This window comes from Glutamicibacter sp. 363 (genome assembly GCF_052379505.1).
Classification (GTDB): Bacteria; Actinomycetota; Actinomycetes; order Actinomycetales; family Micrococcaceae; genus Glutamicibacter.
In genome coordinates, this window is record NZ_JBQSYR010000031.1 from 1 (window position 1) to 26035 (window position 26035).

Annotated in this window: 26 protein-coding genes and 1 pseudogene; 6 read left to right on the top strand and 21 right to left on the bottom strand. The window is 60.5% G+C overall.

The window, feature by feature from the left end:
* Both ACT3UA_RS16060 and ACT3UA_RS16065 read left to right on the top strand, forming a co-directional pair.
* Nucleotides 1–340 (top strand): FxLYD domain-containing protein (locus ACT3UA_RS16060; protein ID WP_444617318.1); only part of this gene is annotated, 340 nt, incomplete at its 5' end.
* A 633-nt stretch (nucleotides 341–973) separates the two neighbouring features.
* A pseudogene (locus ACT3UA_RS16065) lies at nucleotides 974–1351 on the top strand (AMP-binding enzyme); the annotation flags it as partial.
* Between the two features lies 1 nt (nucleotide 1352).
* On the opposite strand, the gene ACT3UA_RS16070 reads toward ACT3UA_RS16065, so the two are convergent.
* Both ACT3UA_RS16070 and ACT3UA_RS16075 read right to left on the bottom strand, forming a co-directional pair.
* The gene (locus ACT3UA_RS16070; RefSeq protein ID WP_444617320.1) at nucleotides 1353–2369 is read right to left on the bottom strand and encodes a FecCD family ABC transporter permease; all 1017 of its coding nucleotides are present in this window, start codon (nucleotides 2367–2369) and stop codon (nucleotides 1353–1355) included.
* Nucleotides 2366–3313, bottom strand: a complete 948-nt coding sequence (locus tag ACT3UA_RS16075; RefSeq protein ID WP_444617322.1) for a FecCD family ABC transporter permease — start codon at nucleotides 3311–3313, stop codon at nucleotides 2366–2368. The genes ACT3UA_RS16070 and ACT3UA_RS16075 overlap by 4 nt, the downstream gene beginning before the upstream one ends.
* Nucleotides 3314–3534: 221 nt before the next feature.
* Between ACT3UA_RS16075 and ACT3UA_RS16080 the strand changes: the two genes are divergently transcribed.
* Nucleotides 3535–4521, top strand: coding sequence for an ABC transporter substrate-binding protein (locus ACT3UA_RS16080; protein WP_444617324.1), 987 nt, complete (start codon nucleotides 3535–3537; stop codon nucleotides 4519–4521).
* Nucleotides 4522–4646: 125 nt separating this feature from the next.
* On the opposite strand, the gene ACT3UA_RS16085 is transcribed toward ACT3UA_RS16080, so the two are convergent.
* Nucleotides 4647–4775, bottom strand: a complete 129-nt coding sequence (locus ACT3UA_RS16085) for a hypothetical protein (RefSeq protein WP_255248498.1) — start codon at nucleotides 4773–4775, stop codon at nucleotides 4647–4649.
* 342 nt (nucleotides 4776–5117) lie between these two features.
* Here ACT3UA_RS16085 and ACT3UA_RS16090 point away from each other — a divergent pair, with 342 nt between their 5' ends.
* Nucleotides 5118–5327, top strand: coding sequence for a hypothetical protein (locus tag ACT3UA_RS16090; protein ID WP_444617326.1), 210 nt, complete (start codon nucleotides 5118–5120; stop codon nucleotides 5325–5327).
* A gap of 159 nt (nucleotides 5328–5486) precedes the next feature.
* Here the strand turns inward: ACT3UA_RS16090 and ACT3UA_RS16095 are convergent, their stop codons facing one another.
* From ACT3UA_RS16095 to ACT3UA_RS16155, 13 genes are all read right to left on the bottom strand, one after another.
* On the bottom strand, nucleotides 5487–5690 hold the full coding sequence (locus tag ACT3UA_RS16095) for a hypothetical protein (RefSeq protein WP_444617328.1): 204 nt from the start codon (nucleotides 5688–5690) through the stop codon (nucleotides 5487–5489).
* A 422-nt stretch (nucleotides 5691–6112) separates the two neighbouring features.
* Nucleotides 6113–6433: a hypothetical protein gene (locus ACT3UA_RS16100; protein WP_444617330.1), complete on the bottom strand. Its 321-nt coding sequence runs from the start codon at nucleotides 6431–6433 to the stop codon at nucleotides 6113–6115.
* A 114-nt stretch (nucleotides 6434–6547) separates the two neighbouring features.
* Nucleotides 6548–7813, bottom strand: a complete 1266-nt coding sequence (locus tag ACT3UA_RS16105; protein WP_444617332.1) for a Fic family protein — start codon at nucleotides 7811–7813, stop codon at nucleotides 6548–6550.
* Nucleotides 7814–7906: 93 nt separating this feature from the next.
* Nucleotides 7907–8554 carry a DUF6308 family protein gene (locus ACT3UA_RS16110; protein WP_105554613.1) on the bottom strand — a complete coding sequence of 216 codons (648 nt, stop codon included), beginning with the start codon at nucleotides 8552–8554 and terminating at the stop codon, nucleotides 7907–7909.
* A gap of 831 nt (nucleotides 8555–9385) precedes the next feature.
* A complete protein-coding gene (locus tag ACT3UA_RS16115; protein ID WP_444617334.1) occupies nucleotides 9386–10594 on the bottom strand; it encodes a hypothetical protein in 1209 nt (402 codons plus the stop codon).
* Between the two features lie 252 nt (nucleotides 10595–10846).
* Nucleotides 10847–10975 (bottom strand): hypothetical protein, encoded by a 129-nt coding sequence (locus tag ACT3UA_RS16120; RefSeq protein ID WP_255248468.1) that lies wholly within the window; start codon nucleotides 10973–10975, stop codon nucleotides 10847–10849.
* 143 nt (nucleotides 10976–11118) lie between these two features.
* A complete protein-coding gene (locus ACT3UA_RS16125; RefSeq protein WP_444617337.1) occupies nucleotides 11119–11301 on the bottom strand; it encodes a hypothetical protein in 183 nt (60 codons plus the stop codon).
* A complete protein-coding gene (locus tag ACT3UA_RS16130; protein ID WP_444617339.1) occupies nucleotides 11298–11819 on the bottom strand; it encodes an RES family NAD+ phosphorylase in 522 nt (173 codons plus the stop codon). The genes ACT3UA_RS16125 and ACT3UA_RS16130 overlap by 4 nt, the downstream gene beginning before the upstream one ends.
* A gap of 95 nt (nucleotides 11820–11914) precedes the next feature.
* Nucleotides 11915–12709: a hypothetical protein gene (locus ACT3UA_RS16135; protein ID WP_444617341.1), complete on the bottom strand. Its 795-nt coding sequence runs from the start codon at nucleotides 12707–12709 to the stop codon at nucleotides 11915–11917.
* A 154-nt stretch (nucleotides 12710–12863) separates the two neighbouring features.
* Nucleotides 12864–14429 (bottom strand): signal recognition particle protein, encoded by a 1566-nt coding sequence (gene ffh / locus ACT3UA_RS16140; protein ID WP_444617343.1) that lies wholly within the window; start codon nucleotides 14427–14429, stop codon nucleotides 12864–12866.
* A 161-nt stretch (nucleotides 14430–14590) separates the two neighbouring features.
* Nucleotides 14591–15154, bottom strand: coding sequence for an RloB family protein (locus ACT3UA_RS16145; protein ID WP_444617345.1), 564 nt, complete (start codon nucleotides 15152–15154; stop codon nucleotides 14591–14593).
* Nucleotides 15154–16482: an AAA family ATPase gene (locus tag ACT3UA_RS16150; protein WP_444617347.1), complete on the bottom strand. Its 1329-nt coding sequence runs from the start codon at nucleotides 16480–16482 to the stop codon at nucleotides 15154–15156. Before ACT3UA_RS16150 ends, ACT3UA_RS16145 begins: the two co-directional genes overlap by 1 nt.
* Nucleotides 16483–17194: 712 nt before the next feature.
* On the bottom strand, nucleotides 17195–17389 hold the full coding sequence (locus ACT3UA_RS16155; protein ID WP_444617349.1) for a hypothetical protein: 195 nt from the start codon (nucleotides 17387–17389) through the stop codon (nucleotides 17195–17197).
* Between the two features lie 190 nt (nucleotides 17390–17579).
* On the opposite strand from ACT3UA_RS16155, the gene ACT3UA_RS16160 reads away from it, so the two are divergent.
* Entirely contained in the window at nucleotides 17580–18737 is a 1158-nt protein-coding gene (locus tag ACT3UA_RS16160) for a hypothetical protein (RefSeq protein ID WP_444617351.1), read from the top strand.
* Between the two features lie 137 nt (nucleotides 18738–18874).
* Here ACT3UA_RS16160 and ACT3UA_RS16165 read toward each other — a convergent pair whose 3' ends face one another.
* On the bottom strand, nucleotides 18875–20095 hold the full coding sequence (locus ACT3UA_RS16165; protein ID WP_444617353.1) for an ammonium transporter: 1221 nt from the start codon (nucleotides 20093–20095) through the stop codon (nucleotides 18875–18877).
* Between the two features lie 249 nt (nucleotides 20096–20344).
* Nucleotides 20345–21088: a hypothetical protein gene (locus ACT3UA_RS16170; RefSeq protein WP_444617355.1), complete on the bottom strand. Its 744-nt coding sequence runs from the start codon at nucleotides 21086–21088 to the stop codon at nucleotides 20345–20347.
* A 45-nt stretch (nucleotides 21089–21133) separates the two neighbouring features.
* Here ACT3UA_RS16170 and ACT3UA_RS16175 point away from each other — a divergent pair, with 45 nt between their 5' ends.
* Nucleotides 21134–21790, top strand: a complete 657-nt coding sequence (locus ACT3UA_RS16175) for a DNA-3-methyladenine glycosylase (protein WP_444617357.1) — start codon at nucleotides 21134–21136, stop codon at nucleotides 21788–21790.
* Between the two features lie 7 nt (nucleotides 21791–21797).
* Here ACT3UA_RS16175 and ACT3UA_RS16180 read toward each other — a convergent pair whose 3' ends face one another.
* From ACT3UA_RS16180 to ACT3UA_RS16190, 3 genes are all read right to left on the bottom strand, one after another.
* Complete coding sequence (locus ACT3UA_RS16180) at nucleotides 21798–23264, bottom strand: peptidoglycan DD-metalloendopeptidase family protein (protein WP_444617359.1); 1467 nt, start codon at nucleotides 23262–23264, stop codon at nucleotides 21798–21800.
* A 204-nt stretch (nucleotides 23265–23468) separates the two neighbouring features.
* Entirely contained in the window at nucleotides 23469–24152 is a 684-nt protein-coding gene (locus ACT3UA_RS16185; RefSeq protein WP_444617361.1) for a hypothetical protein, read from the bottom strand.
* Nucleotides 24153–24169: 17 nt separating this feature from the next.
* Complete coding sequence (locus tag ACT3UA_RS16190; protein WP_444617363.1) at nucleotides 24170–25768, bottom strand: SH3 domain-containing protein; 1599 nt, start codon at nucleotides 25766–25768, stop codon at nucleotides 24170–24172.
* Nucleotides 25769–26035: the final 267 nt, after the last annotated feature.

Genomic DNA, 26035 nt, shown 5'->3' on the forward strand with positions numbered 1-26035 from the left:
TGAAATCCCTGCTAGCGCCAAGATTGATTTCACCGTTGCTTCTCAGCCTCTACAAGGTGATCCCTACTTTCAAGATCTAACGATTGATGAGGCGAACCTAGTAGGTGATGTTATAACAGGGCAGGCGACAAATAATTCTTCGTTTACACTCAATGGTCCCTACGGTGTTGAAGTGACATGTTTCGACAAAGAGAACAAAATACTGAGTAAAACTGGGGATTTTGCCACACCAGATGCCGACTTAGCACCTGGTCAGAGTGTAACGTTTCAGGCCAACCTTTATGACAACTCGTGCCCAAAATTCTTGGTCGGAGCTAGCGGTTACGGTCCGTTGTTTTAGTACATTTGCCGATAGGTTGCCCGTACCTCAGATCTAAGTAAAAACATAGGCAAGGTACAGATTAAATATTAAAAACCCTTTGTGCGGGCCGAATTAGAATCGCCGTCGACGCAATTCAGATCCGGCCCGCTCTCCCCCTTGAGTAATTTCAATCCTCCTATGAGAAAACTCCTTCCGTCGGAATTGACTCGGTTTCGTACAACCTCGTCTAGAAGCGCTGAATATATAGTCAATTTTGCTGTCCTATACGCTTCATACCCTTCGTAGTAATAAAAAATTCAATCAACACGGATCATCAGCGTGCATTCAAGAAGTGCGCAAATCGCTTGGCTTGTGAACTGATATGTTACCTACGCGATGGCTGAAATGAGTTATGCCGATAAATTCCAAGTTGACATGGTTCTCCTGCTGTCCAGACGCACCACATTCTTGTGAGGGCAATTGGATATCTTCGTTTTGTCTTCGCCTGATTTAACAGATCAGCCCAAGATTCAGCCCTAGCCAACACTTCTACACTCATCCTGTCAGTATTCGGCGATTCGGGCAGTTGCGACGCAAGGCCTGAGCTTTAGACGAAAAGTTAGGATGGTCGAGATGCTCGGATCGATCACCCTCTGTTCAATTACGTTCGCATTCAAGTCCAGCGACTACAAGCTCAGCCCCTTCGAGCTGGAATCGGTGCTGATCGAGCACCCCGGCGTCGGCGAGGCGGCCGTGGTCCCGGCGCCCGATGACCTGCGCTTGACGGTGCCCAAGGCGTATATCGTCCCGGCGGCGGGCTATGAGCCCTCCCCCGAACTGGCGGAAAGCATTCTGTGCTTCTGCCGCGAGCATCTGGCGGCCTACAAGCGCATCCGGAGGATTGAATTCGCCGACCTGCCCAAGACGATCTCGGGCAAGATCCGCCGGGTCGAGCTGCGCCGGGCCGAGGAGGACCGGCACCGCACCGGCGTGGTCGCGGGCACCGAATTCCGTGATTCGGACTTCCCCGCGCTGCGTCCGCGCGCCTAGCTCAGGCGCTGCGCACCCGCGACTGGCGGATCACCAGATAGATCAGGTACGGCGCGCCAATCACCGCGGTGGCCACGCCCGCGGGAAGCACCACGGAGAACAGCCGGGCCGCGGCCAAATCCGCGAGCAGCACGAAGATCGCCCCCACCAGCGCGCTATGCGCAACCGGCGGCACGGTGCTGCGCGCAATCAAGCGCGAGGCGTGCCCGCTGGCCAGCGCAACGAAGGCCAGCGGCCCGGCAATCACCGTCGCGGCCACCGCCAGCGCTGTGGCCAGGCCCAGCATGATGATGCGGTCCCGGCCCAGATTCATGCCCAGCGCGCGGGAGGTATCGGAATCCAGGGCGAGCACTTCTCGCTGGTTGCGCAGCGCCGCGGCCAGCGCGACGCCTATGGCGATGACCAGCGGGGCGATGGCCAGATCCGCCCAGGAGACGCCGTTGACGGTGCCCGCCATCCAGGTCAGTGCCTGCTGGGCGTTGTACACGTCGCCCAGGGTCAGCATCCACGAGGTCAGTGCGGCGCAGAGCCCGCTCATGCCCAGTCCCACGAGCACCAGCCGGTTGCTCTCCAGCGAGCTATGCCAGACCAGCGAGAAGACCAGCGCCGAGACGAGCAGGCCGCCCAGCGTGGCGGCGATCGGCAGCCCGTAGGCGTGCAGGAACATCGGCAGCCCTTGCACCTGGCTGGTGAGCGCCAGCAGCGCGACGGCGCCGAGCGCCGCGCCGTTGGTCACCCCGAGGATATCCGGGCTGGCCAGCGGGTTGCGCGCCACGGTTTGGGTCAGCGCACCGGCCACGCCGAAGCCGATGCCGGCGAATAAGGCCGCGAGGCTGCGCGGCAGCCGGAATTCCCTAATGGCCAGCTCGGTGCGCGGATCCGGGGATATGCCGAGCAGGCTGCTGACCACGTCGGGCAGCGGAATCGGGGTGCCGCCGATGGAAAGATGCAGGCAGAGCACCGCCAGCGCGGCCAGGAGCAGCAGCAGCGCCGTCGGCGCGGTGCGCCGGGCGCTCATACCGTGACCGGCTTGCGTCGCCGGGCCACATAGATGAAGAAGGGCGCGCCGAGCATGGCCACCACCACGCCGACCGGAAGCTCGCCGGGACGGGCCAGCATGCGCCCGAGCACGTCGGCCAACACCAGCAGCAGCGCTCCGCTGACCGCGGAGCCCGGGATCACCCAGCGGTAGTCCGCCCCGAAGATACGCCGCGCCACATGCGGTACCAGGAGCCCTAAGAATGCGATGGGCCCGGCGAGGGTGACGGCCAGGCCGGAGAGCATCACGATCGCCGCCAAGCCGATGCCGCGCGCCCGGGGCGCGGTGATGCCCAGGGCCCGGGCCGAGTCTTCACCGAGGGTCAGCGCGTTGAGCCCGCGCGCATTGGCCAGGGCGAGTCCGGTCCCGGCCAGCAGCAGCGGCCAGAGCACCAGGAACGAGTCATAGCCTTGGACCACGGAACCGACCTGCCAGAAGCGCAGCGTCTCCAACGCCGCCTCGCTGAGCAGCACGATGGCCGAGACTACTCCGGCGCACAGCGCGGTCACCGCCGCTCCGACGAGCACCAGGGTGATCGGCGAGGCGCCGCGTCCATCCACCCGGCCGATGCCGAAAACGATCAGCGACGCCGCCAGTGCGCCGCCCAGCGCCAGCAATGCCTGCGGCCAGGGCTGCAGCGGGCCGGAGAAGACCGCCACCGAGACGATGGCCAGCGCGGCTCCCTGGTTGATGCCCAGCAGGCCCGGTTCGGCGATCGGGTTGCGCGTATGGCCCTGGATCAGGGTTCCGGCCATGCCCAGCGCGGCGCCGGCGGCCAGCGCGGTGACGGTACGCGGCCAGCGGATCTCCCGGATGGCGATGTCGCTGACGCGCTCATCGGGGCTGAAGAGCGCATGGCGCAGTTCGGCGATGCTCGAGGTGCTGCTGCCGATCCAGAGGCTCAGCAGCACCGCGGCGAGCACACCGAGGGAAAGGGCGAGCAGGCTGGCGGCCCGTGCTGTGCTACGTGAAATGACTCATGACCCTTCGTGCGACGCGGGATGTTGCCCAAGTGGGCCAGAACCATGCTACTGTACATTTCGCAGATTGAGTTTACCCTTACCTAAGCTCGCGTCTAATAATTAGACTATGCGCCAATAAGTAAATCATCTTCACGGAAAGCACTCGCATGCATACTTCGCGCTTGATCGGCCTCACTGCAGCCTTGGCCGCCGCAACCCTCACCCTCGCATCCTGCGGCGGCGCCGCCACCTCCGAGACCCCCGCCAAGGAAAATTCAGCCGATAATGCCGGGTTCCCGGTCACCATCGAGCACTTCCGCGGTCAGACCGAGCTGGCCGAACGCCCGCTGCGCGTGGCGGCGCTGGATCCGTCCTATGTGGACGCCACGCTGCTGCTTGGCGCCGAACTGGTGGCGTACACCGAGTACCGCAAGTCCGGCAATCCCTTCCCCGAATACCTGGGAGATGTCACCGAGCTGACCGACGACGCGGTGAACGTGGGCACCACCACCGAGCCGGATCTCGAAAAGCTGTTGGCCGCAGACCCGGATATCATCGTCTCCGCCGATGTGCGCCAGGGCGGCATGTATGACCAGCTGAACAAGATCGCCCCGACCGTCTTCTCCGAGTCCACCGGACCGACCTGGAAGGAGAACGTCGTACTGCTGGGCGAGACGCTGGGCAAGAAGAGCGAGGCGGAGCAGGCAGTAGCCGACTACGAAACCCGCGCGGCTGCCGTGGGCAAGGAAATCCTCGCCCAGCAGGCCGATACCACCTATTCGCTGGTGCGCTTCGCAGGCGAAGACACCGCCCGGCTCTACGCCACGGATTCCTTCATCGGTGAAATCATGGCGGATATGGACATTCCCCGCCCCAAGGACGCTCCGGACACCACCGAGTCCATCTTCGTGCCGTTGTCCTCCGAGGAGATCCTGAAGGCCGACGCCGAGGTCATCTTCCAGTCCACCTGGGCACCGGAAGGCGCCGAGGGCGACGCCTCGCGGGATCAGGAAAAGAAGTTCACCTCCAACCCGCTGTGGAAGAAGCTCACCGGCGAGGTGCTGTCGGTGGACGACTCGATCTTCCTTTCCTCGGTCTCGCTCCAGGGCGCCAATGAGGTCATCACCCAGGTGGCCGAGCACTTCGACGTGGATCCGCAGCTCCCCTAAGTCTGCTTGCCGCCAACCCTGGCGGCAGAACGCCATCGAGCCCCTGCCCGGCGATCATTCGCTGCGGTACAGGGGCTCGATTGGTGTTTAGTGCTTAGTGCACAGCGCTCATGGCTGGCTCTTGATTATTTGGCTGACTTCCGCACCGGCTCGGTGGCCGTGTCAGCATGCTTCAAGCGCTTTTCGGCGCGCTTTTCCTTAATGGACTTACCGGGCTTTTTCGCATCGCTCTTGCGTGGTGACTTGTTCGACATAATGTGCCGTCCTTGCCGGAAATGACGGGCATTTCCAAAAATGGGGAGGGTACCCCGTTAGCCCTAGCCTAGGATAAGCGGCAGTTTTTCTCTAGCTTTCGTCCGCCAGCGAAATGCGAATGTACGGTGTTGCAGCTGGATACCGGAAAAGCAGTCCGTAGAAAAATTCCCATCCGGGATTCGGGCTCGGACCTGCATCGGCGGATTCAACACAAGACGCTAGCGAGTTCTTTCGCCAGGGGGATCCAGAATTCTTCGAGACCGTCGGGAAGATATCCCTAAGTGATAACCGGTGGATCACTTTCTATCAGATAACCGGATAAGCGATAGAAGGTACGCCACGTGGTCGCGCGCAACATGTCAACTCCCGTTTCTGCCGGTCTTCTGGCGGACATCGGCGCCTACCACCGCTGCCTCGATGCGTACCGCGATGGCAATCCCGAGCCGATCATCACGCTCTGCTCGGAAGCCTCATTCCGGGCAATCAGGAACGGCACACAACTTGCCGAGGACGTCACATCGATTGCAGACTTCTGGAAAGCCGAGCCGTGATAAATGCCGCGGTTCTGGAAGCAGAGCTGGGACTCGACTACCTCAGGTCCAAACGGGGCAGATTCTGGCTCGCTCCCGAGATGCTCAATGCCCTGGAAGCCTTCGCAGAACGGGCAGACCGCCGGCAGCAGTCGGGTTCCGTCTAGAGCGCCTGCGCGCTCAAAAGGACTGCATGAGCTGCGGCCGGATGCTATCAACCAGCTGTTCCTCAACCGAGCAACCGAGTTCATTTTCTATCCCGCGGGCGCCCACGCTGGCGATCGCGAAGTCCACCACTTCGCGATTCGAGCCGCAAAACGAGGCAAAAGAAAGTTTGCCCTCATCCATATGGGCAAGGTCTGAAATGGCAACAACTGTGAGCACGAGGCTTTGCCATCAAGCCGCGCCGAGGAGTTCATCGCCTCGATCAGGTTTGAAAGAGATGAAGCTGTCCGTCAGTCTTTAAAGCTTGTCGATACGATCTCATTCAGCGGACGTACCTGGGTTGAGCGGCAGCAGAAGTTCGCCGCGATCTACTTTCGGTTGGAAAGTTCTGCCGTGAATAACAGTCGGCACCAACCTCGGCGAAGTGAAGCTGCCCCATGCTTCCTTGGATGGGTTGATGCAGGCTCGGTTTTGGGATGAATGGGTTTGAGAGAATCAGTTGGCTATCGCATAGCTGCAGGACTGCCCAATGGGACCCAACCAGGACCCCTCAACAATCGAGAGGCCCGTCTCCTGACAGATCCACTGGTTCAACCTACGTAGCCGTTCACGAAGGACTTAGCGGCTTCAGCCACGTCCTTCTACCGCTCTTCGCGAATGGCTTTCGGAGGCAACTCGTAATCGAGCTGCTCGTTAACCGAGGTCGGCCATGCGGCAGCGATCTCCCGCGATTGGTTCTGGGCAATGCATGAAGCTTGATCCAGGAGGAAGCGAAGCCGGGCAGCGGACGCCGCAGTGGGCTTCAGCGCCCCACTGCTCCACTTGCGTACCTGGCCTGGGTCTTTGACTCCTGCGCCGGAAGCGATCAGCACCATGGGCAGGAAGCCAGCGAGTGCTTCAACGACCTCTGATTCTGCAGCCCGGACCGAGTGGCCACGCGCTGAAGTTGGCATGATAGTCATTGGGAGCCTCCCTCACCTAGGTTCGTCTCTCCGTCATACGCCGTTTTCCTCCCGTATGACACTCCTATGACTGGAATATTCCTGCATAGTCACTGCTAGGAGTCCTTCTGCGCTTCAACCGCGCGCGCGTCGGCCAGCTCTGGAGGCAAAGTTGTCCAACGCCTCAATGACCTTCGGTGCGACCCATACCCGGTGTCCGTTGATATGTCCCGAAAGCTTCAGGGCTCCCAATTGTTCCAGGCGATCGATATTGCGGTATGCGGCGCTGGAGGACTGCCCTGCAGTGTCACTGAGCATCTGGGCGGTGATGGCCGGCTCGCGCACGATCAGCTCGATTGCCCACTTCAGCCCTTCACCTGGGGTGCGTCCGAACCCGGTGTAGATCTCTTGGCGAATGATGCGGATGTCCTCTGCCAGTTGCCGCCCATTGGCGGTGGCCCGGAAGGTGGATTCGGCGAACATCTCCACAATCGGTTCAATCTGCCCCTCGCGGAAAGCTCCCAACGCATCGAAGTACGCCTTGGTGTCGGTCAGCAGGCCAGAAGAGACGGGAATGGTGACCTTCTCGGTAACCCCCTTGTTCCTCAGCATGGACCCAACCAATGCGCGTCCGGTGCGTCCGTTGCCATCCGGAAAAGGATGGATGGTCTCAAATTGAGCGTGGGCGATCGCCGCTTGGGTCAGCGCCGGGATGTCATCGCGCTGCATGAAGCTGATCAGGTCCTCCATGTCCTGCGGAACTCGTTCATGGCTAGGAGGCACGAACATGGCTGCGTGCGGGGAGTTGCCGCCGATCCACACCGCTTCGGTGCGGTAGCGACCCGCCATTTCCGGTTCAGAGCCAGCCATCAAGGCGCGGTGCATGGCCAGGATGTTGGTTTCATCCAGGTTGTCGGCCAAGTCGACTGCGGCCACCATCGCGGAGATGTTCGAGGCCGCCAGAGCTGCGTTGCTGCTGGAGCGGTCTCCTAATTGGGCCAATGCGATGCGTTTAGCCCCGACGGTCAGGTTCTCGATTTGGGAGCTGGCTGCGGATTCGCTTCGCAGGAGCAGGGCTGCGAATGGTGCGGTGTCGTCACCCAAGTCGCGGTCGAAGCGGACCGTTTCGATGGTCGCTTCCTCCACCAGCGCTGCGGCCTGTCCGGAGATTGCCGGGTTGGCGTTGGCGATGTTGGGGACGATGGCAGCTTGGTAGGGACCTCGTGCTCTCAGTCGCTGTCGTCGCGACTGGGCCGGATCGTGCTGTGCTTCCCATTGCTTTTCCTCATAGGCAATGGATGGCCATTCGGCTGCCGGTAGGCTGACTCCTGGTTCGGAACGGTGACGCTGAGCGAACTGCGCTCCAGAGCTGATACCTCGTGGGACACGTGGTTGATCCAAGGAGTCTCCCCTTTCTCGGGTGGGAATGCCTAGGTTCTATATTCCCACATTGTCAGATATATGGGAATACGAGCGGTAGCGACTACCACTTAGCTACTGCCGCCGAGGAGTACCTAAGTCCCACCCGACGATATCGAGGGCGCGCAGCGGTGTGATGGAGACCGCGGGGTCGGCCATGGCTACGATTTCTTGCCACACGGACATTTGTTGCACCACATCCCTTTGCAGTTCCGGCAGCCAGGCGATGGCGAAGTCACGATGAGTCCGCGACCCGATCGGTGGCACCGGTGCCGCGCCGATCAGGCTGTAGCAACGGCGAATGTTCTCGTCGAAGAGCGGGATGAGCTCAGGACGTTTGCGATGCAAGACCTTCAGCAACTTCGTCTTGCCTACCTGCGTCGTTGGCTTAGCACCCAGGATCCCAAAGAAGTCAGTGATGGTCTCCAGAGTTTCTAGCGAAGCTTCGGCAAACGGCTCGTCTTTTGGGAGTCGTGCTAAGACTTCATTCATATCCGGTATGCGGGACTGCAACCCGTAATAAATCGGGATCGGTTTCTGACCGGCGTTCAAAAGGCAAATAGCCAGCAAGTCAGCATCACCTACCTGATCGCTGTCAGTGCCGGGATAAGCATCATAGGCCGGATAAGCATACCGCCCAATGCCCCTCAAATAGTCTGCAGCGTACTCGAGCACTTCATCTCGCGGCTTTTCGGCTCCGCCAACCTTCACCATTTCGCTCATCCGAGAATCTTGGCATGCTTGCGCGTATCGCCGAGCTTTGATGAGCCGCTCCCCATCGAATCCAGAGAACCCAGATTTGTATAGGTCCACTTGCAGATCTACGAAGTCTTCGCTGCTCCTTCGCCTGGCAGTCCATCACGCACGCTCAATGGGTCTCCGATGCGTTCCGCTCAGGGCCGGTGCCGAGGTGAAAATGTTAAAGTCTAATGGAACAGTCCTAAGGCCCAGTGGACATGACGAAGCGGATCACCCGAAGATAGCTCGCCTCGCGAATCGCCATGCATCAGGAGTTGGTGATGTAATTCGAATGCGCCACCCCTGACAGGGCCCGGTTGATGAACGGGCTCAGCGACCTGCTCATGGTCCTGAAGAAGCCAGGCCCCGTCATGCTTGAGTACAGGAAGCGGCCGACCGGTAGAGCATCAATAAGTCCAGGTTCAGGCTGTCCTTTCGCATCAGCCGCTTCGCTCTGGGACGATGGCTCCGCTCTCGTCTGCAGCGCCCGGATTCGCCAATCCCTATTCCCGGTGCCGCGGCTAGTCGCAGGTACGTGGTTGCCGACGACCGAATAGATCTGCAGACCAGACCCACCAGCAAGCAACCGAGGGGGACCCCCGGCTGCCCACACACCGATTCGGACCATGGGTTGACCGGCCGCGGCCGCTGGGCTCGTTGCAGTGGTGGTCGATTTCGAAGGAATTTTTCCAGTACCGGTGTGAGCGCCGATTTCGGGTCCCACTGACTGCAAATCTTGCCTTCCAGTACTCACAGCTTCGCCACCCTTCTACCGGTGGCTAAATCAGGCTGGGGTGCGACGTCGAGCTCGTCGAGTCAGGAAGACTTGGCTTTCTGCAGTTTCGGTTCCAACGCTTCCTTGACTCCCCTGGCCAGGTAATACAGACCGTCCGAGTACCAGAAGAACATGAGGCCCCGGCGCAGCGGCTGAGGCACTCGGGACAGCCTTGGCGAAGTCTTCATGGCACGGTTTGCCATGGCTCCGGCGGCCAGGACGGCCACGCTGGAGAAAATCAACGCCCGGGGGCTCCACCCGGTGCGGGAGAGCAAACCCATCAGGCCGGTGGCCTCGCGTTCAAACTCTTCGAAGGTGACGCGGATCGAGTCCAGTACCCCATGGACATGGATTTCTCTTGCATCTTCGGGAACCGGGGCGCCCGAGACGAAGTCGATGCTCCGCGGGTCATAACCATGAAGAGTCAGGAACCTTTTGAGATTGTTCGCCGAGCGTGGCGCGCGCAGGATCGATTTGGCTTCCTCCCGCGCGGGGCCGGCTGCCAGCAGCTGATCCACCAGCTCATAGTCGTCCGAGAAGACGGCGTTGTTCCACTCGTCCATTGCATTCAACAGCAGCTGCGCATCACTGCCGGGACTGGCCTGAAGAATCCGCATGCGTTCCAGATCGATCTGGTAGGACACGAGGTCCGGGAAGAGCTGCGGCCGCAGGGGGCCCTTGGAGTGGATCGCCGCGGTGAGCACACTGCCGCTGCGCGTCAGCTCCAGGTACGGGCGGCTGGACCGCGAGATGTTGGGCTCTTCCAACGGAATACGGGGCAGGACCGTCAGCCCGGCGAGATTTCTGAACACCGTGAAGGTATTGCCTTCGACGCTCGGGGAAAGTGTCAGATCCGAGACTTTCAAGGTAGCGCCCTGAAATAGCTGCACGTCCGGAGCGTACTGGCCGAGCTGTTCTTCTCCCGGGACCGGGCCATCCAGTTCTTCGCCGTTGATCAAGACGAAGCGCGCACCGCTTGCCGCCTTGAGGTTGTGGGCCAGCTCCGTCAGCCGCGGGCCTTGGACCAGCGCATCGTCCGGGCCGATCTGACACAGCACCGGGTCTCTGGCATCGTTCAATGTCGCCAGTTCGGCGAGCACCTCCGTGGCATGCTCCCGGGATCTCGCACCGTCGATAGAACCGACGAGCCGGTGTTCGGCGAGGACGGCGTGGACATCCGCGGCGGCTTCAGGCTTTGAACCTGCGAAGATGAATTCAAGGTTGGCAAAGCTGAACTCGTTTTCGTCCACGGACCAGGACCCCTTTTCAAACTTTGAGCAGTCGATTTCCCACTAGTTTAGACATGGACGGAAGGCAGACGAAATCCACTCAAACGCGGGCCTGCCCTTCGGCCGAACCGGGGTCTTACCGCGCTAAGTGCCTGAGAAAACCTTGGGATGCAGGAAAGCCTCTGCCCGACGGTGGCTAACCGCGAGGCAGAGGCTTGGCTGGGCGCTGTCGCTATGCTGCCGGTGCGCTGCTCAAAGTTCTGGCGCTAAGGCTTATTTGGCGTTCTTGCGCGCTGATTCGGTGAGCGAATCAGCACTCTTCAGCCGCTTCTCGGCGCGTTTTTCCTTGATGGATTTTGCGGGCTTCTTCGCTTCGCCCTTGCGTGGTGACTTGTCGGACATGATGTGCCGCCTAGCTGGAAATGCCGTGCACTTCCAAAATACGGGGAGAGTACCCCTGCCTTCCATCCTACGGCGCGTGAACCGGGGCCGAAACCAATGGCCGCGCAAACCAACGTAGCGCAAAGAAAACTGCGCCCCGCGAGTCATTGTTTAATCGAATGGCTACTTTTCAATGTTTCGGCTTCCTGAGATGAAGTTCCCTTAATATTTCGATCCGCAGTGAAGCTGATATACATGCTTATTTCTCGCTGCGAAGTAAGAGCAGCGGTGTTGCTGCTTGGAATATCGTGCCGCGTGAAGCTCGAAGCTTGTCCGCTGATACTCATGGAAGCATGATGTCGATTCCCAATCCGGCAAGGTAATTACCCAGCCAGTCGAAGTCTGGACCGGCCGCAAAAATACGACCCCGATCACCCAAAGCAGTTAGGTCTCCGGGGATGACGCGGTCGCCGAAAAAGACGTAAGCCCTGTCGCTATTGCGCCGGTTGCTCATCCAAACCAAGCCCTCGAATCCTGCTTCGTGTGCGGCTTCAGCCCAACGAACGGTGCGGCTGTACTGCGAAGACGAGGTGCCGGTAACGTGCTTGGCTTCGGTTTGGAGCTTCCGCGGGCCGTCGCCCATGAGCGAAACGAGCCGTAGTTTTCGAGTGGGTGCCAACGGGGCGCAGATCTTGTCGGCAATACTGTCGTACATGACCCGTCCGGGCCCTGGCGGAACGTCATGCAGGATGGTCTCGCAGACTGCAGCTTCCTCAGTCTGCGCTGCATAAAGGACAGGGACTGAGGGATCCCCGAAGAAAGCGAATCTGGTGGCGGACCCGAAACCGGGATTGGATTCCGTCACGCCACCCGTCCTGGCGTTGCTAAATACGCGGTAGAGCGGCGTGCCGGACTCCAGGATGTGCTCCTCCGGCTCAAACGGTTGTCCCGGAACGTACCTCACCATTGGATTTCGAATGACTGCCGAGCCGCTTCCACGACTTTGCCGGGTTGAGAAGAAAGGTAGTCAACTGGACGACTTCCATCAAGGTAGCCTGTGCGGGAGGTCATCCACAGCGCCAGGCTTGCCTCGGAACGCCCAGCGGTATCAGCGACACCGATCAGCTCAGCGATAACCGGCAGGATGAAGTGCTCCACGCGGTCGAACTGGAAGCCCGGATAGCGCAGCCCCCCGGGACGCTTAACTGCGATCAGCCTCCCCTTGGAGTGCTGTTCAGAGGCGTAGCTGCGGTTGGGCGACTTGGAGCCAACGAGCGCGGATACTTCAAGGCTAGTGAATAGGCCGAATTCGGCTTCCAGTTCCCGCCAGGCGTTCTCTGTCGCCGCCAAATTGCGGGCCAACTGCGGTGACACGGGCGTCACCATTTCGGCAAGGGCCGGCGCCAACGCCGCGATGCTCTGTTCCATGTTCTTGGCAATGGACGTCAATGGATGCACATCGGAAGGCGGCGCCAGCAGTGGATCTATTTGGTCGCGGATCTCGGTTACGGCCTTTCCCAGCGATACGCTCAGACTACCCGTCGTGCCGCGCACTAGCTGAGGGCCAATCGGCATGTTTGATCGACCAAGCTCGAGTAGTTTCTTAATCGCGACGACCCCAGAAGTCGCTTCCGCTTCCAGAGCCCGCAGCCGTTCCGGCGTCATTGACTCTACTTGCAGGTTACTGCCGGTCCGGGGTTGCGCTTCAGCAGCGATTTCTCGTGCTGGTTTCCGTGCCTTTTTACCCTTGGTCATGCTCTTCTCCCTGACGGTTCCTACTTTTATTTTACGCGTCTGGTTCGTCAAAAGATAGGATCCAAGCCGAACCCTGCGCCGTCACGGCACATAGAAAACTGCGCCCCGCGAACCGAAAAGGTCCACGAGGCGCAGTCTGGTAAAAACCGAAGAACTACTTGTTGCCCAGGTACTTCTCAAAACCTGCTGGCAGGTTCAGGCTCGACGGATCGAAGTCCTGCTGGGCGCCCTGGCCGAAGGCCGAACCGGCAGGTGCCGCGGACTTCTTGGTCTTGGCTTCCAGCTCGGCCTGCGCGGCCTTGGCCGGGTTGCCGAACTTCGCCTGCTTCTTGCCCTTGCCCTTGGCTTTCGCCTTGCGCGCGGCCCCCTTGCCGGCGCCGGGCATCCCCGGCATGCCGCCGCCGGCGGCCATCTTCTTCATCATCTTCTGCGCTTCGGTGAAACGCTCGAGCATCTGGTTGACCTCGGAAACCGCGACACCGGAGCCCTTGGCGATACGCGCGCGGCGCGAGCCGTTGATGATCTTCGGAGCCACGCGCTCGTGCTGGGTCATCGAGCGGACGATGGCTTCCACGCGGTCGATCTGGCGCTCGTCGAACTGCTCGAGCTGCTGGCGGGAGATCTGCGAGCCGGGCATCATGCCCAGCATCTTCTTCATCGAGCCCATCTTCTTGATCTGGGCCATCTGGGCGAGGAAGTCGTCCAGGGTGAAGTCTTCCTGGTCGGCGAACTTCTTCGCCATCCGCTCGGCTTCGCCCTTGTCCCAGTTCTTCTCGGCCTGTTCGATGAGCGTCATCACGTCGCCCATGTCCAGGATGCGCGAGGCCATGCGGTCCGGGTGGAAGATCTCGAAGTCGTCCAGGTTTTCGCCGGTGGAGGCGAACATGACCGGCTTGCCGGTGATCGAGGCGACCGAGAGGGCCGCGCCGCCGCGGGCGTCGCCGTCCAGCTTGGAGAGCACCACGCCGGTGAAGTCGACGCCTTCGTGGAAGGCCTGGGCGGTGTTGACCGCGTCCTGGCCGATCATCGCGTCGATGACGAACAGCACTTCATCCGGGTCGATGGCCGCGCGGATGTTCGCGGCCTGGGCCATCATCTCGGTGTCCACGCCCAAGCGGCCGGCGGTATCGACGATGACGATGTCGTGCAGCTTGGCCTTCGCCTCGGCAACGCCGTCGCGGGCTACGGTGACCGGATCCCCGGTGGCGGTGTCGAACTCCGAGGAGACGCCCGGGTGCGGGGCGTAGACCGGAACGCCTGCGCGCTCACCGTTGATCTGCAGCTGCTTGACCGCATTGGGGCGCTGCAGGTCGCAGGCCACCAGCATCGGGGTGTGGCCCTCGGACTTCAGGTGCTTGGCGAGCTTGCCTGCCAGGGTGGTCTTACCCGCGCCCTGCAGACCGGCGAGCATGATCACCGTTGGAGGATTCTTGGCCAGGTTCAGGCGGCGGGTTTCGCCGCCGAGGATGCCAACGAGTTCCTCGTTGACGATCTTCACAACCTGCTGTCCCGGGTTCAGCGACTCGGAAACCTCCAGGCCCAGTGCGCGTTCCTTCACCTGGGCTACGAAGGCGCGAACCACCGGTACGGCGACGTCGGCGTCCAGCAGGGCGCGGCGAATTTCGCGGGCGGTACCGTCAATGTCGGCCTCTGTCAGGCGACCCTTGCCGCGCAAGTTCTTGAAGGTCGCTGTCAGGCGATCGGAAAGTGAATTAAACACGTGCCGGGCACTTCTTTCGATAGGTCTTACGGTGCGCATAAAAAATCACACAGGACTCGATTACTTAGAATATCAAGAATCGGGCGCGCTCCAACATTACGGGAGATGGAGGTGATACATCCTACTGTGATAGCAAGCGGGAAGGCCGGGTTACTTTTCTCTTATTTTGAGGTAAGGATGTCAATTAGCCATGGCATGCCAGTCGATGAGTTAGGACCAATCTCCCCAGGTCCCAACTTCGGATCAGCTCGGCGTGCGATTTGGCATGCACGTTTATAATTCTCGACGGGGAATTTGGGCGATAACGATTTCTCCTTCTCGAAAATCTTTTGCTCACTCATCATCCGGTCCAGTTGCTTCGATTCGAAATGAGACACATTTTCAACTGCGTGCCAAAGCAACCAGACCTCAAACTTGAGATTGGATACAACAACGCTGATCTCGTTGCGAGCCGCCAGAGCCAGCGCTTCCTTCAACTTTGCATGCGTGTCTACATCTATCAGGCAAACTGCGATATCGAAGGGATCAATTGCCTTGTCTCGAACAGCCATGCATTTTTGCACGATCTTGACAGGATCTCGGCCTACACCAACAGTGCGAATCGTTACGGATCCTCCAGACGTTCCCAAAATCTGCTTCAACGAATCAATATACTGCGGCTCCGTTACCGTCCCTTCAGTGCAAATCAGAATCCGTTTCTTTTCAGACCTCTTACGGCGCGCCACTAGCTATCATCCGATCCGATCACTCTTGCCAGCAGGCTCGGAGCCGTACGTGGCACGGCGCCATATCGTCCCGCGAGATATCGACGTTCAAAGTTGGCGTCCTTCGGATGAGGGAAATCTGCTAGCGAATAAATCTCCGTTGCACCGTCTGCATCTTTATCTGCGAACCAAATTTGCTCGGCTTCAAGATCAAAACCAGATTCCGGAGACAGAAGATTTGTGTCATGACTTGTGAACAGGAGCTGAGCACCAAAGCGGTTGAGCCGGGGATTCAGAAAAAGGCTGATTACCAGCTCAACTAGATGCGAGTGGAGGCTGTTGTCAAGTTCGTCGACCACCAGCATTGTCCCGTATCGCAAAGCCTCTACTGCAGGAGTAATTAATGAAAGCCAGACGATAGTGCCTGCGCTTTCCTCGTTGACCCCGAAAGCCCGAGGGTCTTTTTTCCTGCCCTTATGCAAAAATTCCAGGGTTCGAACTACAGCATCGGATTCAAGGGGCTCGATATGAATCCGCTTCTCTTCACCAACAATCTTTTCGGCTTCAGAATCAACGAGTTCCGCAAATATTTTCACTAGTCGAACAGCTTCTGGAGGAGCTTGATCTTTCTTGACGGAAATCGACCGAACACCGATATCGGCAACTTGCAGAAGGGTCGTCAAGTCCTCAAAGCTCATCTCTTGCTGCAGCAATGAGTCGGTGATGCTTGCGAGTCGGCGTTCTCTATTCGTGTCACCAAATGGTGCGAGTTCGATCCCATCTAGCAATGATTTGCCGAGGCCAGTAAGCTCTTCGTGCTCCAGCAGAATTGCTCGCGAAAGGATCAGCTCACGTCGAGTTACAGCAACCAACCCATTCTTCTCCTTAAAGCGAACTTGGGTGGGCGACTCAGAACTACGGTCACGATCGATTAGCGTTCGCCAGCGGGTGCGAGGAAGATCAAGCAACCATTCTTTTTCGATTCCCTCCGGGGTAACTGTGAAACCATATTTATGACGTACGCCCTCGAATACCCAATCGAATTCATACGAACTAGGCCCCTTAGCTGACTCATCGTCAAGAGCGAACGGAACATGTACCATTTCCGGCCTCTGTTGCCAGAGTGTAGACGAGTGGTTAATCGCCGCTTGGGCGTACTTGAATGCGTCAATGAGCGTAGATTTACCGGAGGCGTTCGGGCCGAATACACCAACCACAGGATAAGTGACGGCAGGCCAATCGCTATCGGCGCCCGGCTTCAGCTTCTTAAAGCTGGGACGCATAAACTCCAAAGTGCACTCATCACGAATACTCTTATGGTTCGATACCGTAAAGTTGAGCAGCAACATACTCTAATCATGGCTTAGAGTCGAGAAATTTGACGATTACCGTCAAAATTTTATAGCTCAGATAACTCTCGATACGTGAGCTCGCTGAGAAAGCTCCGAAGGTACACGACTTGCTGAGTAAATTTCCCTTCTTCAAAGCGCACTTTACAAGCGCCACACAACCTCGCGAATCCGTTAAATACTACGTACGCTAACCCGTGAAACTCTCGCGAACTAAGGACTCCACTCTAACCAGAGCGGAGCCTGGAGGGCCCTGGTCGTATTTGGCCGACATTCCCCCTTCTGAAACTATCGCCCTCACGGAGTTACCAGCGTCCACACGCGTGCAATCCCCCATAGCGTTTCGTTCGCATCTCATTGCCCAAATAGCAGCTACGTTATCTCCCGACCTTCCCTAAACAGGGAGCTGACGGTATATGGCAGCTCAATATGACATGTTGGTTTTCTTGCGCGGCATAGGTCTGCTCTTTGCTTCGGCTTGAAAAAGTTGGCCACACCCAAGCAGGGCGTGTCTCGCTAGAGGATCGCCTAGCAAGAATCTAATTTCAGACGGACTACCAGGGCCACGAATAACCACTTGCACGGAAACTCCGCTGCGGCACGACAATAGCCCCGGCAAAATACTTCTTGTTTCATGGACCCTGCAGATATCTGTCCTCACCATAGATCAGATTCGAGTCCCGGCCGAAGATTCCGGTCGGGTTGCCAGTTATCACCGGCTTTCGTATTGATCATCGTCCGAGGCGTTCAGATCCGGGTCCTCTCCGATCGCTGGATCGTCTTCGTCGAATAAGCCGTCGTCCCCTGTGCCGTTGCGGGTTTCCTGCTCGATGTCCTCCTCTTCCGGCGGCTTCACCTTGCCGAGAAGGTTTCCAATCTTTTCCTTGGCCTCTTCGAAGAATGACATGATGCTCCTCTTCATTGCGCGCGGCGCCGATTCTGCCCTTGGCGGGATAATTGCGAGAATTCCACATCGACTCGGAGAGCGCAAGGAATTCCGGGCAAGGCGGAAGACTTTCTGGCTCTGCACTGCCTTGATTCTCCAAAAAGACTGAGATTGCTTGGCGATTGCCCCTGCAGTTCCTAGAGTGGGCATAGTGGCAGCCGCCGCCGAAAAATACCGTGCCGCACTTCGGAGGTCCATCATTCCAAAGCAACAGCCGGCAGTGCGCACCGTGGGATTGCTTGCCGACCCGGGGATCGCTCAGGTGCTGGCAGGCAAGGTGCGCGAACGCTTGGAAAACGCGTTGAATAGCGAGGAACAGGCTCAAGTGCGCTGGTCGGTCAAGGTCGGCCCGCTCACGCTCCCACTGGACGAATCCGGGCAAGTGATGCTCAATAAGCACGTCGGCGCGCTGCGCGAGAAGTTCGGCTGGGAATACATCATCTACCTCACCGATATTCCGCAGTACGGTCAGGGCAAGCCGGTGGGTCGAAGCATCAGCCAGCTCCACGGGGCCGCGACGCTCGTGGTGCCGAGCCTGGGGATGGCCCGTCCGCGCAACCTCACCAACTCGTTGGTTGACATCATGGGCGAACTGTCCAGCGATCGGAAGCCAATTATGCCCACGTCCCTGTCGGCTCGCGCCTTCTCGGTGAGCGGAAGCCTGGACGAGCCGAGCGAAGACGGCCGCTCATCAACAAGATACGTCAGCTTCAAGGGCCTGCGGGGACGGATTTTCCTGGTCTTCGGAATGGTGCGCAGTAACAGGCCCTGGCGGCTGGTCCCCCAGTTGTCCTCGGCCCTCGCCGGGGCGGCGGCCACCGGTGCCTTCGGCGTGTTCTATACCAGCATCTGGTCCATGGCCGACTACCTCAGCAGCCTCCGCCTGGCACTGATTACCGTCGTCAGCATCCTGCTCTTCGGGCTATGGCTGCTCTTCCACAACAGGCTCTGGGAACGTCCGCGCGGAAAGCACTACCGCGAGCGCCTGGTGCTCTACAACACCTCTACGGTGCTGACCGTGATGCTGGCGGCAGCCGCAATGTACGTGTTGCTCTTCATTGCGCTCTTGCTTGGTTCGCTGGTGGTCATCGATCACGGATTCCTCGCCTACCAGCTGCGCCATCCCGTGGGCTTCGCCGAGTACGTGAACCTTGCCTGGCTGGCGGCGTCGCTGGGAACCCTGGGCGGGGCCATCGGGTCGAGTTTCGACCAGGTCGAATCGATCCAGCAAGCGACCTTCAGCCAGCGCGAATACGAACGCCGGAATATGGATTTCGGTGTGGACGGCAGCGGAACACAGAATCCATGACTGGTGCCGGCCACAGGCCACGGAAAGGTTGCGGCAAACGCAGAGGAAGCCTGCCGCTGGCCCCATGAACCATTGGCAGGCTTCCTGCGGAACTGCCGAGTCGCCCCGGAGTTCTACCCCTTATTCATCCCTCAGTGCTATTTGCTGACCCAGTGGTACCCGCTTTCGTTGTGCTCGGAGACGTCAACGCCTTCGATCTCGGTTTCGGCCGAGACTCGCCACGGGGCGATCTTGTCGATGACCGTGGCGATGATCCAGGTCATGGCGGCCGAGAAGACGATCACGACGAGCAACGTCATGAACTGCGCAAGCAGCTGGCTCAGTCCGCCGCCGTAGAACAGGCCGCCGGCGTTCTCCTCGGTGGGCAGTGCGAAGAAGCCCAGGTACAGGGTGCCGATGATTCCGGCGACCAGGTGGACACCGACCACGTCGAGCGAATCGTCGTAGCCGAGCTTCCACTTCAGGTTGACCGCCCAGGCGGCACCGGCACCGGCAATCAGTCCAAGCAGCAGGGCAGCCCATGGGGACAGGTCGGCGCAGGATGGCGTGATGGCCACCAGGCCGGCGACCAGGCCGGAGGCGACGCCTACCGAGCTGGGGCGCTGTCCGCGCAGCTTCTCAACCAGGATCCAGCCAAGCACCGCGGCGGCCGGAGCACCCATGGTGTTGATCCAGATCAGCCCGGCCTGCTCGACGGTGGTGGCGGCACCGGCGTTGAAGCCGAACCAGCCGAACCAGAGCAGTGCTGCGCCCAGCATCACCAGCGGGGTGTTATGCGGCTGCGGACGGTCGTGGAAGTTGTGTCGCTGGCCAAGCTTCAAAGCCAGGACAAGGGCTGCGATACCTGCGTTGGTGTGGACCACGGCGCCGCCGGCGAAGTCGATGGCTTCACCGAAGAGCTGTCCGAGAACGCCGTCCTCGGAGAGCAGCCCGCCGCCCCAGATCCAGAAGGCCACCGGCGCGTAGACCAGCGAGACCCACAGCGGCACGAAGAGCAGCCACGGGGCGAAACGGCTGCGGTCGGCGATGGCGCCGGAGATAATCGCCACCGAGATCAGCGCGAAGGTGCCGGAGAACCCGGCCGCGAGCAATCCGCTGGGTTCGGTGTTCTGCATGGCGATGTCGCTGAACGGGTTGCCGATGACGCCGGCGATGGCCGGCTCCCCGGCCGAGAGCGAATAGCCCCAGAGTATCCAGACGATCGCGCTGAGCGCGGCCGCCGAGAAGCTCATCAGCATCATATTCACCACGCCGGTAGAGCGGGTCATTCCGCCGTAGAACAGGCCCAGTGCCGGTGTCATGAGTAGAACAAGCGCTGCGGCGATCATTATCCATAGGCTGGCTGTATCTAACTCCATGGGGTCCACATCTCCTCAAAGGTGTTAGGTGTATCGGTGAGTGAATCAAATACTTTCAAGTACTAATTCTTGGCCACCGATATTTCGCGGGCCTCCACCTTTGGTTTCGGGGATGTGACATTTCACCGGTTAGCGTGACGGTTTGTTCTCTTCGGTGTTTCCGGCAGGTTTCGCAGTTCTTATGCGCGCAGTTCGGCCCGGCAGCCGCGCGTGGCGGCTGCCGGGCCGAAGAACGAGTTCCTGGTGTGCTCAGAGCCGTTTGATCTTGACGATCTGGAACTGCGGGACGGTGGTGGAGCCGCCGATCTGCGTGTCGTAGCTCAGCGCACCGGAGACCGTGGCGGTGAGCTGAACGATGTCCTCGGCCAGCACATCATCGAGGATGGAGCAGTCGGCGATCCCGTCACCGGCCGTGAAGTATGAATTGTGCTCGAAATCGTACTTGCCCACGTGTGCATGAGCGACGTCGGCCCGGAAGGCACACAGCCCGGTGGCGGCATCGAATTGCGTGACACGGGCATAGATGATGACGTTCTTGTCCACATAAGAGTCCGGCTTCTTCACGATCTGCGCCAGTTCACGCTTGGAGATCTTCTTGGCCTTGTTGGCCTTCTCCTTTTCCGCCTTTTTCGCCGCTTCCTGCTTGGCTTTCTCCTCTTCCTGCTCGGCCTTTTCCTTGGCCTTGCGTTCTTCTTCGGCTTTCGCCTCGGCTTGGCGCTGCTCGTCGGCTTCACGCAGTTTCTTGGCTTCGGCTTCCGCGGCGTCCAGTTCGGCGGTGACGGTATCGAGTTGCGCTTGGAGTTCCTGCTTTTCGCTATCCAGCGCGGCGGAGGAAGCCTGAACCTCCTCGAATTGAGCCGCGGAGACTCCGCAGGCGGTCAGGGCAAAGAGCAGGGCGAGGAAAATGGCCGGAACGGCCATGAGCTTTTTCATCGTGATCCATTCCTTGGTGCGAATCACCGGACGCCCCATGCGTCCGGTAACAGGCATCATCACATCAACTACCGACAGTTAAGCGGTGCTTGGCATACTTGAATGATGGACCGAGATCTTTTCATCCCAGATGCGCTGCAGGTCGCACCGAGACTGCTCGGGGCGCTATGCTCGGTGGATTCGCCCGAGGGGACCGTGTCCCTGCGCATCACCGAGGTCGAAGCCTATCTGGGGCTGGGCAGCGCCGGCCCCTATGACCCGGGCAGCCATTCCAGGGATCGGCGCACCGAGCGGAACTCTTCGATGTTCCTGGGCCCCGGGCACGCGTACGTGTATTTCAGCTACGGAATGCATTTTGCAATCAACTTCGTCTGCTCCCCGGCAGGCATAGCCTCGGGAGTGCTGCTCAGGGCAGGCGAGGTAGTCGAAGGCGCGGATCTGGCGCGAACCCGCCGGCGTGCGCGGAGAACCGGCACGGGCATCAAGGATGCCCAACTGGCCCGCGGTCCCGGGAATGCGGCCCAAGCGCTGGGAATTACGCGCCCCGAGCACGATGGCCGTGACCTATACGCCGCCCCGTTCCGGCTGAGCGATCCCCCGCAGCCTCCCGCCCAGATATCCACCGGGCCGCGGGTGGGCGTGGCGGGAATGGCCGGTGGTCCCGAATTCCCGTGGCGCTTCTGGCTGCCCGGGGAACCCAGCGTCTCCGCGTTCAGGCGCGGGCCGAATGCCCCGTCGCCGGCCGGGGGAAGTTCGCGCTGAGGCCAGGTCATTCGCCGGTGGCTTCGGCCTCCGGCGGCTTCGTGGACTTCTCTTGAGCCGGGGAGCTTGGCTCCTTCGATTCAGCTAAATCCGGGGGCACCTTGGCGCTGGACTCCGGCAACTTGGGCATCGTTGCGCTGGGACCGAGCAGGGCGTCCGGGGACGGTTCTGGGGACTGGGTCGTCTTGGTGCTGGCGGACGGTGCGATGCTTGGCGTGGGTGAATTGCTCGGAGACTGCGGCGCCGTCGGAGCCGTGCTGGGTTCGGGTGATTTGCTCGGCTTCGGCGTAGCCGAGGGCACCACGGTTGGCGATCCGCTGGGGTTTTCGCTCGGCTCCGGCACTTCGCTCGGGCTTGGCGAGCGCGAGGGCTTGGCCGAGGGAGACTTCGAAGGCGCCGGCGAAGATTCGGACGTCGGAGATTTCGAGGGCTTTGCCGTAGGCGATGTTGAAGGCTTTTCCGTAGGTTTAGTCGTCGGTTTTGCCGTAGGCGAGGCCGAGGGCTTTGAGGAGGCGGATTGTGAGGGCGCAGGTGTCTTCTTAGGTGTTGGGTCCGGGGCAGGTTTCGGCACCGCCGGAGTGTTGTCCTTCGGAACGACCACGTCCGGATTCTGCTCTTTCTTCGAAGGACGCTCCGGCTGGCCTTTGGGCGCGCTTCGCGCGTCCACCGTCAGCCGCGTCGAGTCAATCAGCGCCGGCCCCTGGCCGGGGATCCGCGGCAGATACAACCGTGGGTCACTCCAGCGTCCATTGACCAGCACCTCGAAGTGCACGTGGCAGCCGGTTGAATTGCCGGTGGTTCCGGACAAGGCGATCACCTCGCCTTGCTGCACCCGCTGCCCGACGGCAACCAGCAGCTTCGAATTGTGGCTGTAGCCGGTCTGCACGTTGTGCCCGTGGTCCAGTGTCACGCGCATCCCCGAATGCCCGGCCCAGCGCGAGACGCTCACGGTGCCCGACTCGCTGGCGTGCACCGGTGAGCCGCAGGCAATGGGATAGTCCTGTCCGATATGGATCTGGTGGCCCGCCCCCGTGGGGTTGGCGCGCCACCCGTAGGGGCTTGAGATGCGCCGGGTGGCCACCGGATGCATGAGCTGCAGGTTGCCCGGCAGCCGGCCCACGGAGCCCACCGTCCCGAGCAACAATGCCCGCTGCGCAGAGCTCTCCGAACCGCGTGGCGGGTTCTGGCCGATGGCCGCCGCGGGGACGGACGGCGCACCTTGCTCTTCCGGGGCCACTAGCGGCAGGTCCACGGGGCGCCCGTCGATGGCCAATTCCTTGCCCGCTCCCCCGAAGGCCGCCAGCGGCGCATACTCGCTGACCGCTATCGGGTAGCTCTCAAGGGTTCCGCCATCCAGCGCAGCCAGTGCCGCCGCGCTCGTTCCGGCGCGGTTTTCGGCCGGCAGCGCGAGCAGCGGCCACGCCAACGCGCCGGTGAGGGTGGCCGCGGACAGCGCGGAAACAGTCCAGAGCACCAACGATTTTCTTCGCTGGATAATTTTGCGCCTGGGCAAAAAGTGGGTTGCATGATGACGGCGATTCACAAAAATTCGGTCCCCCCAAAGCACGAATTCCTTGCAGGACTCAAGGGTATGCCCAATTCCGGAGGGAATCTAGATGCGCGGGGAGATCAGCGGCAACCGATCCAGCTCGTGCGAGGTGCGCGGAGCGCGGCTTCGCTAGTAGTTCCAGGTCCAGCCGCCGGTTTTCTCCGGGTCGTAAACCACCTGCCCGGAGGCATCGGGGACATCTAGCATCAGCTTGCCGCGCACCTGGTCACCGGCTCCCACCGCGATATCCAGCGCGCCTTCTACCTCGCAGGAGTAGGCTGCGATCGTGTCCACGTCGTAGGACACCGCACGGTTGGCCCCGGGCGAGGTGCCGAAGACCGAGGCGTCCAGCGGCATCAGCGCGATCTCTTCCGCGACGGCCTCCGCGGCCGAGGCGGCAAGGCTGGCGCTGACCTCGAGCAGCAGGAAGGCACCGTTTTCCGGCGTGGTCCTTTCCCCGTAGCCACGCAGGATGCACGAATCCAAAACCTCCGCGCTGTGCACGGTGATCTCGAATGAGGGCTGGGTTTGCCCCTCAACGGTCAGCTTCCCCGCTTCGCCCAGGGCCTTGACGACCTGGGCCCGGGAATCGACCATCACCTTGTCTCCGGTCTGCGGATCGGTTTTCGCCACGTCGGCTAGCTGCTCCGCCCGCTCGTTTCCGGTCGTCTCGGCTTCGGCCGGGGAAGCGCATCCGGACAGGCCCGCGGCGCCCAGCGCGATCAGTGCCGCGGCGGCGGTGAAAGCCAGTTTCTTGGGGTTCGCACCGTGAATCATTGGGTTCTCCAGTTTCTGCCTCGCCGGGATGCTCATGAGTTGTCCGCCTGCGCCTAGGAACGCTTCAAGAAGTCGCCAGAGGAAATGTATCGGCCCGAATTCTTGACAACCTTTTCGGAAAAGGGAGTGGTCTTGTAGGTCCAGGACTGCGAGCCATCGGCCATTCTGACGTTCTGCCGCGTGTACATGGGCCTGCTCTGGTAGCGCAGCTGGCTTTCATAGATATCCAGTTTCCTGAGCATGCCCGGTCCCCTGGCATCCGAATACTGGAACTGTTCGGCCACCACCGTCTTGGGTCCGTTGGTCAAAAACGTCCAGTTCCGATTCCAGAGCTGGTAGAGCGATGACCGGGAGAATCGCTGATTCATCGCCTTCTGCTGGAATCCACCCATGACGTTATAGGCGGATTGGCCCGTGCGCAGCGTCCCGTAGACCGCCACCGAGTACGGCCCATGCAATCGCAGGTTGTCCTTTTCCTTGATGAAGCCGGAGAGCGAACCCACCTTGACCTTGACCCAGCCGCCCTCGGCCTTGTGGGTGACGGTGACCTTCATTCCCTTGTCGACGCGGCCTGCGGATGCCGCCTTGTAGCTGGGATCTTTGAGCAAGGACAGGGATTTGGTGGTGAAGCGGGCATAGTCGGAAACATTGCTGACCGGCGGGAGCGTGCCTGCGGGTTTTTGGCGGTTGGTCACGTCGGTCCAGACCCATTTGCCGTTGACCTTGATCTCGTCGCGACGGTTTGCGGAGTTCCATGTCGCCCACTGGACCTTGGTTCCGCGCCCGATGGTGCCGATCTTCTTGTCCCGCGTTTGATCCGCGCGGTCGTAGAGGTTCCCGTTCTTCTGTGCGTAGCGGTATTCGGTTCGCGGCGCCGTCCGGTTGGTGACCCCGGCCCAGGCCCAGCGGCCATTGAGCTTGATTTCGTCTCTGCGGGTCTTGGAATTCCATGCCCCGTACTGGACCTTGGTCCCGCGGCGGATGGTTCCGGTCACCTTGCCGCTGGCCGTGTAGACCGGACCGGTGCTTTGCGCATAGCGGTATTGCAAGGCCACTGGCCGGCGATCGGTCACCGCGGTCCAAACCCATTGGCCATCGACCAGGATTTCGTCGCGCCGGCTGCTGGCCGCCCAGCGGCGCACCTCGTATCTTTCGCCGAGGTGGATGCGCCCGAGGACCGTGGATTTCTTCGGATCCCAGTGCGAGTAAGTGGCTCCGCTTTGCTGCACGTAGCGATACTGCTTGGCCGCCGGGTTGCCGCGCAACAGGCTTTGAGGCTCCTGCGTAGCTTCGCCGCCAGTGTTCAGGTACCGGGTGGCAGACCAACCGGTCTTGGACCCCCAGGTGAGCTGGCTCCAGCGGCCTTGCACTTGGCCGGTGAGGCTCACGACGGTTCCCTTGTCCATGGTGCCCAGGGATGCGGAACTTATGTCGGGGCGCTCACGCAGTTTCAGATTGACCGTGGTGCTGGCCGCGCCGGCTTTCTTCCGGTCCGTCGGCGCAGCTGCTGGCTCGGCTTCCTGCCCGGTGACTTGGACCTGCACGGATCCGACCGGCGCAAGACCATGAGCCGGCGGTGCAAGAGGCACCGCCAACGCAAGGAAGCCAACGATTGCCATGAATCGTTGGCCGAGATTAGGTTGCTTGCGCATTGGACAGCACTCTCCACCCATCGCCCACCAAGGAACTGTTTTTTCCAACTCTCGATTACCTACCGGAATCGGCCACGATCCCGAGCATAGATAGCCCGGCGATGCCCCGCAAGCTTTTTATCGATTGTTTGTAATTTGTTCATCCTTGCAAGCAGTTCACTTGCCAAACTCCAACGCGGCTGGCCGCGCAACGGGGCCGGTCTGCAGGGACCGGCGGGCAAGCACCGGGCGCGGCATAGCTGTGGGGCACGTTCCGTCCACGAAACG

Coding starts and splice junctions, on each gene's coding strand:
- ACT3UA_RS16135 (WP_444617341.1), bottom strand. CDS start 12,709: ATGACCAAGGGTAAAAAGGCACGGAAACCAGCACGAGAAATCGCTGCT.
- ACT3UA_RS16190 (WP_444617363.1), bottom strand. CDS start 25,768: ATGCGCAAGCAACCTAATCTCGGCCAACGATTCATGGCAATCGTTGGC.
- ACT3UA_RS16175 (WP_444617357.1), top strand. CDS start 21,134: ATGGACCGAGATCTTTTCATCCCAGATGCGCTGCAGGTCGCACCGAGA.
- ACT3UA_RS16110 (WP_105554613.1), bottom strand. CDS start 8,554: ATGAGCGAAATGGTGAAGGTTGGCGGAGCCGAAAAGCCGCGAGATGAA.
- ACT3UA_RS16085 (WP_255248498.1), bottom strand. CDS start 4,775: ATGTCGAACAAGTCACCACGCAAGAGCGATGCGAAAAAGCCCGGTAAG.
- ACT3UA_RS16070 (WP_444617320.1), bottom strand. CDS start 2,369: ATGAGCGCCCGGCGCACCGCGCCGACGGCGCTGCTGCTGCTCCTGGCC.
- ACT3UA_RS16125 (WP_444617337.1), bottom strand. CDS start 11,301: ATGAGTATCAGCGGACAAGCTTCGAGCTTCACGCGGCACGATATTCCA.
- ACT3UA_RS16165 (WP_444617353.1), bottom strand. CDS start 20,095: ATGGAGTTAGATACAGCCAGCCTATGGATAATGATCGCCGCAGCGCTT.
- ACT3UA_RS16120 (WP_255248468.1), bottom strand. CDS start 10,975: ATGTCCGACAAGTCACCACGCAAGGGCGAAGCGAAGAAGCCCGCAAAA.
- ACT3UA_RS16155 (WP_444617349.1), bottom strand. CDS start 17,389: ATGTCATTCTTCGAAGAGGCCAAGGAAAAGATTGGAAACCTTCTCGGC.
- ACT3UA_RS16170 (WP_444617355.1), bottom strand. CDS start 21,088: ATGATGCCTGTTACCGGACGCATGGGGCGTCCGGTGATTCGCACCAAG.
- ACT3UA_RS16150 (WP_444617347.1), bottom strand. CDS start 16,482: ATGTTGCTGCTCAACTTTACGGTATCGAACCATAAGAGTATTCGTGAT.
- ACT3UA_RS16100 (WP_444617330.1), bottom strand. CDS start 6,433: ATGACTATCATGCCAACTTCAGCGCGTGGCCACTCGGTCCGGGCTGCA.
- ACT3UA_RS16185 (WP_444617361.1), bottom strand. CDS start 24,152: ATGAGCATCCCGGCGAGGCAGAAACTGGAGAACCCAATGATTCACGGT.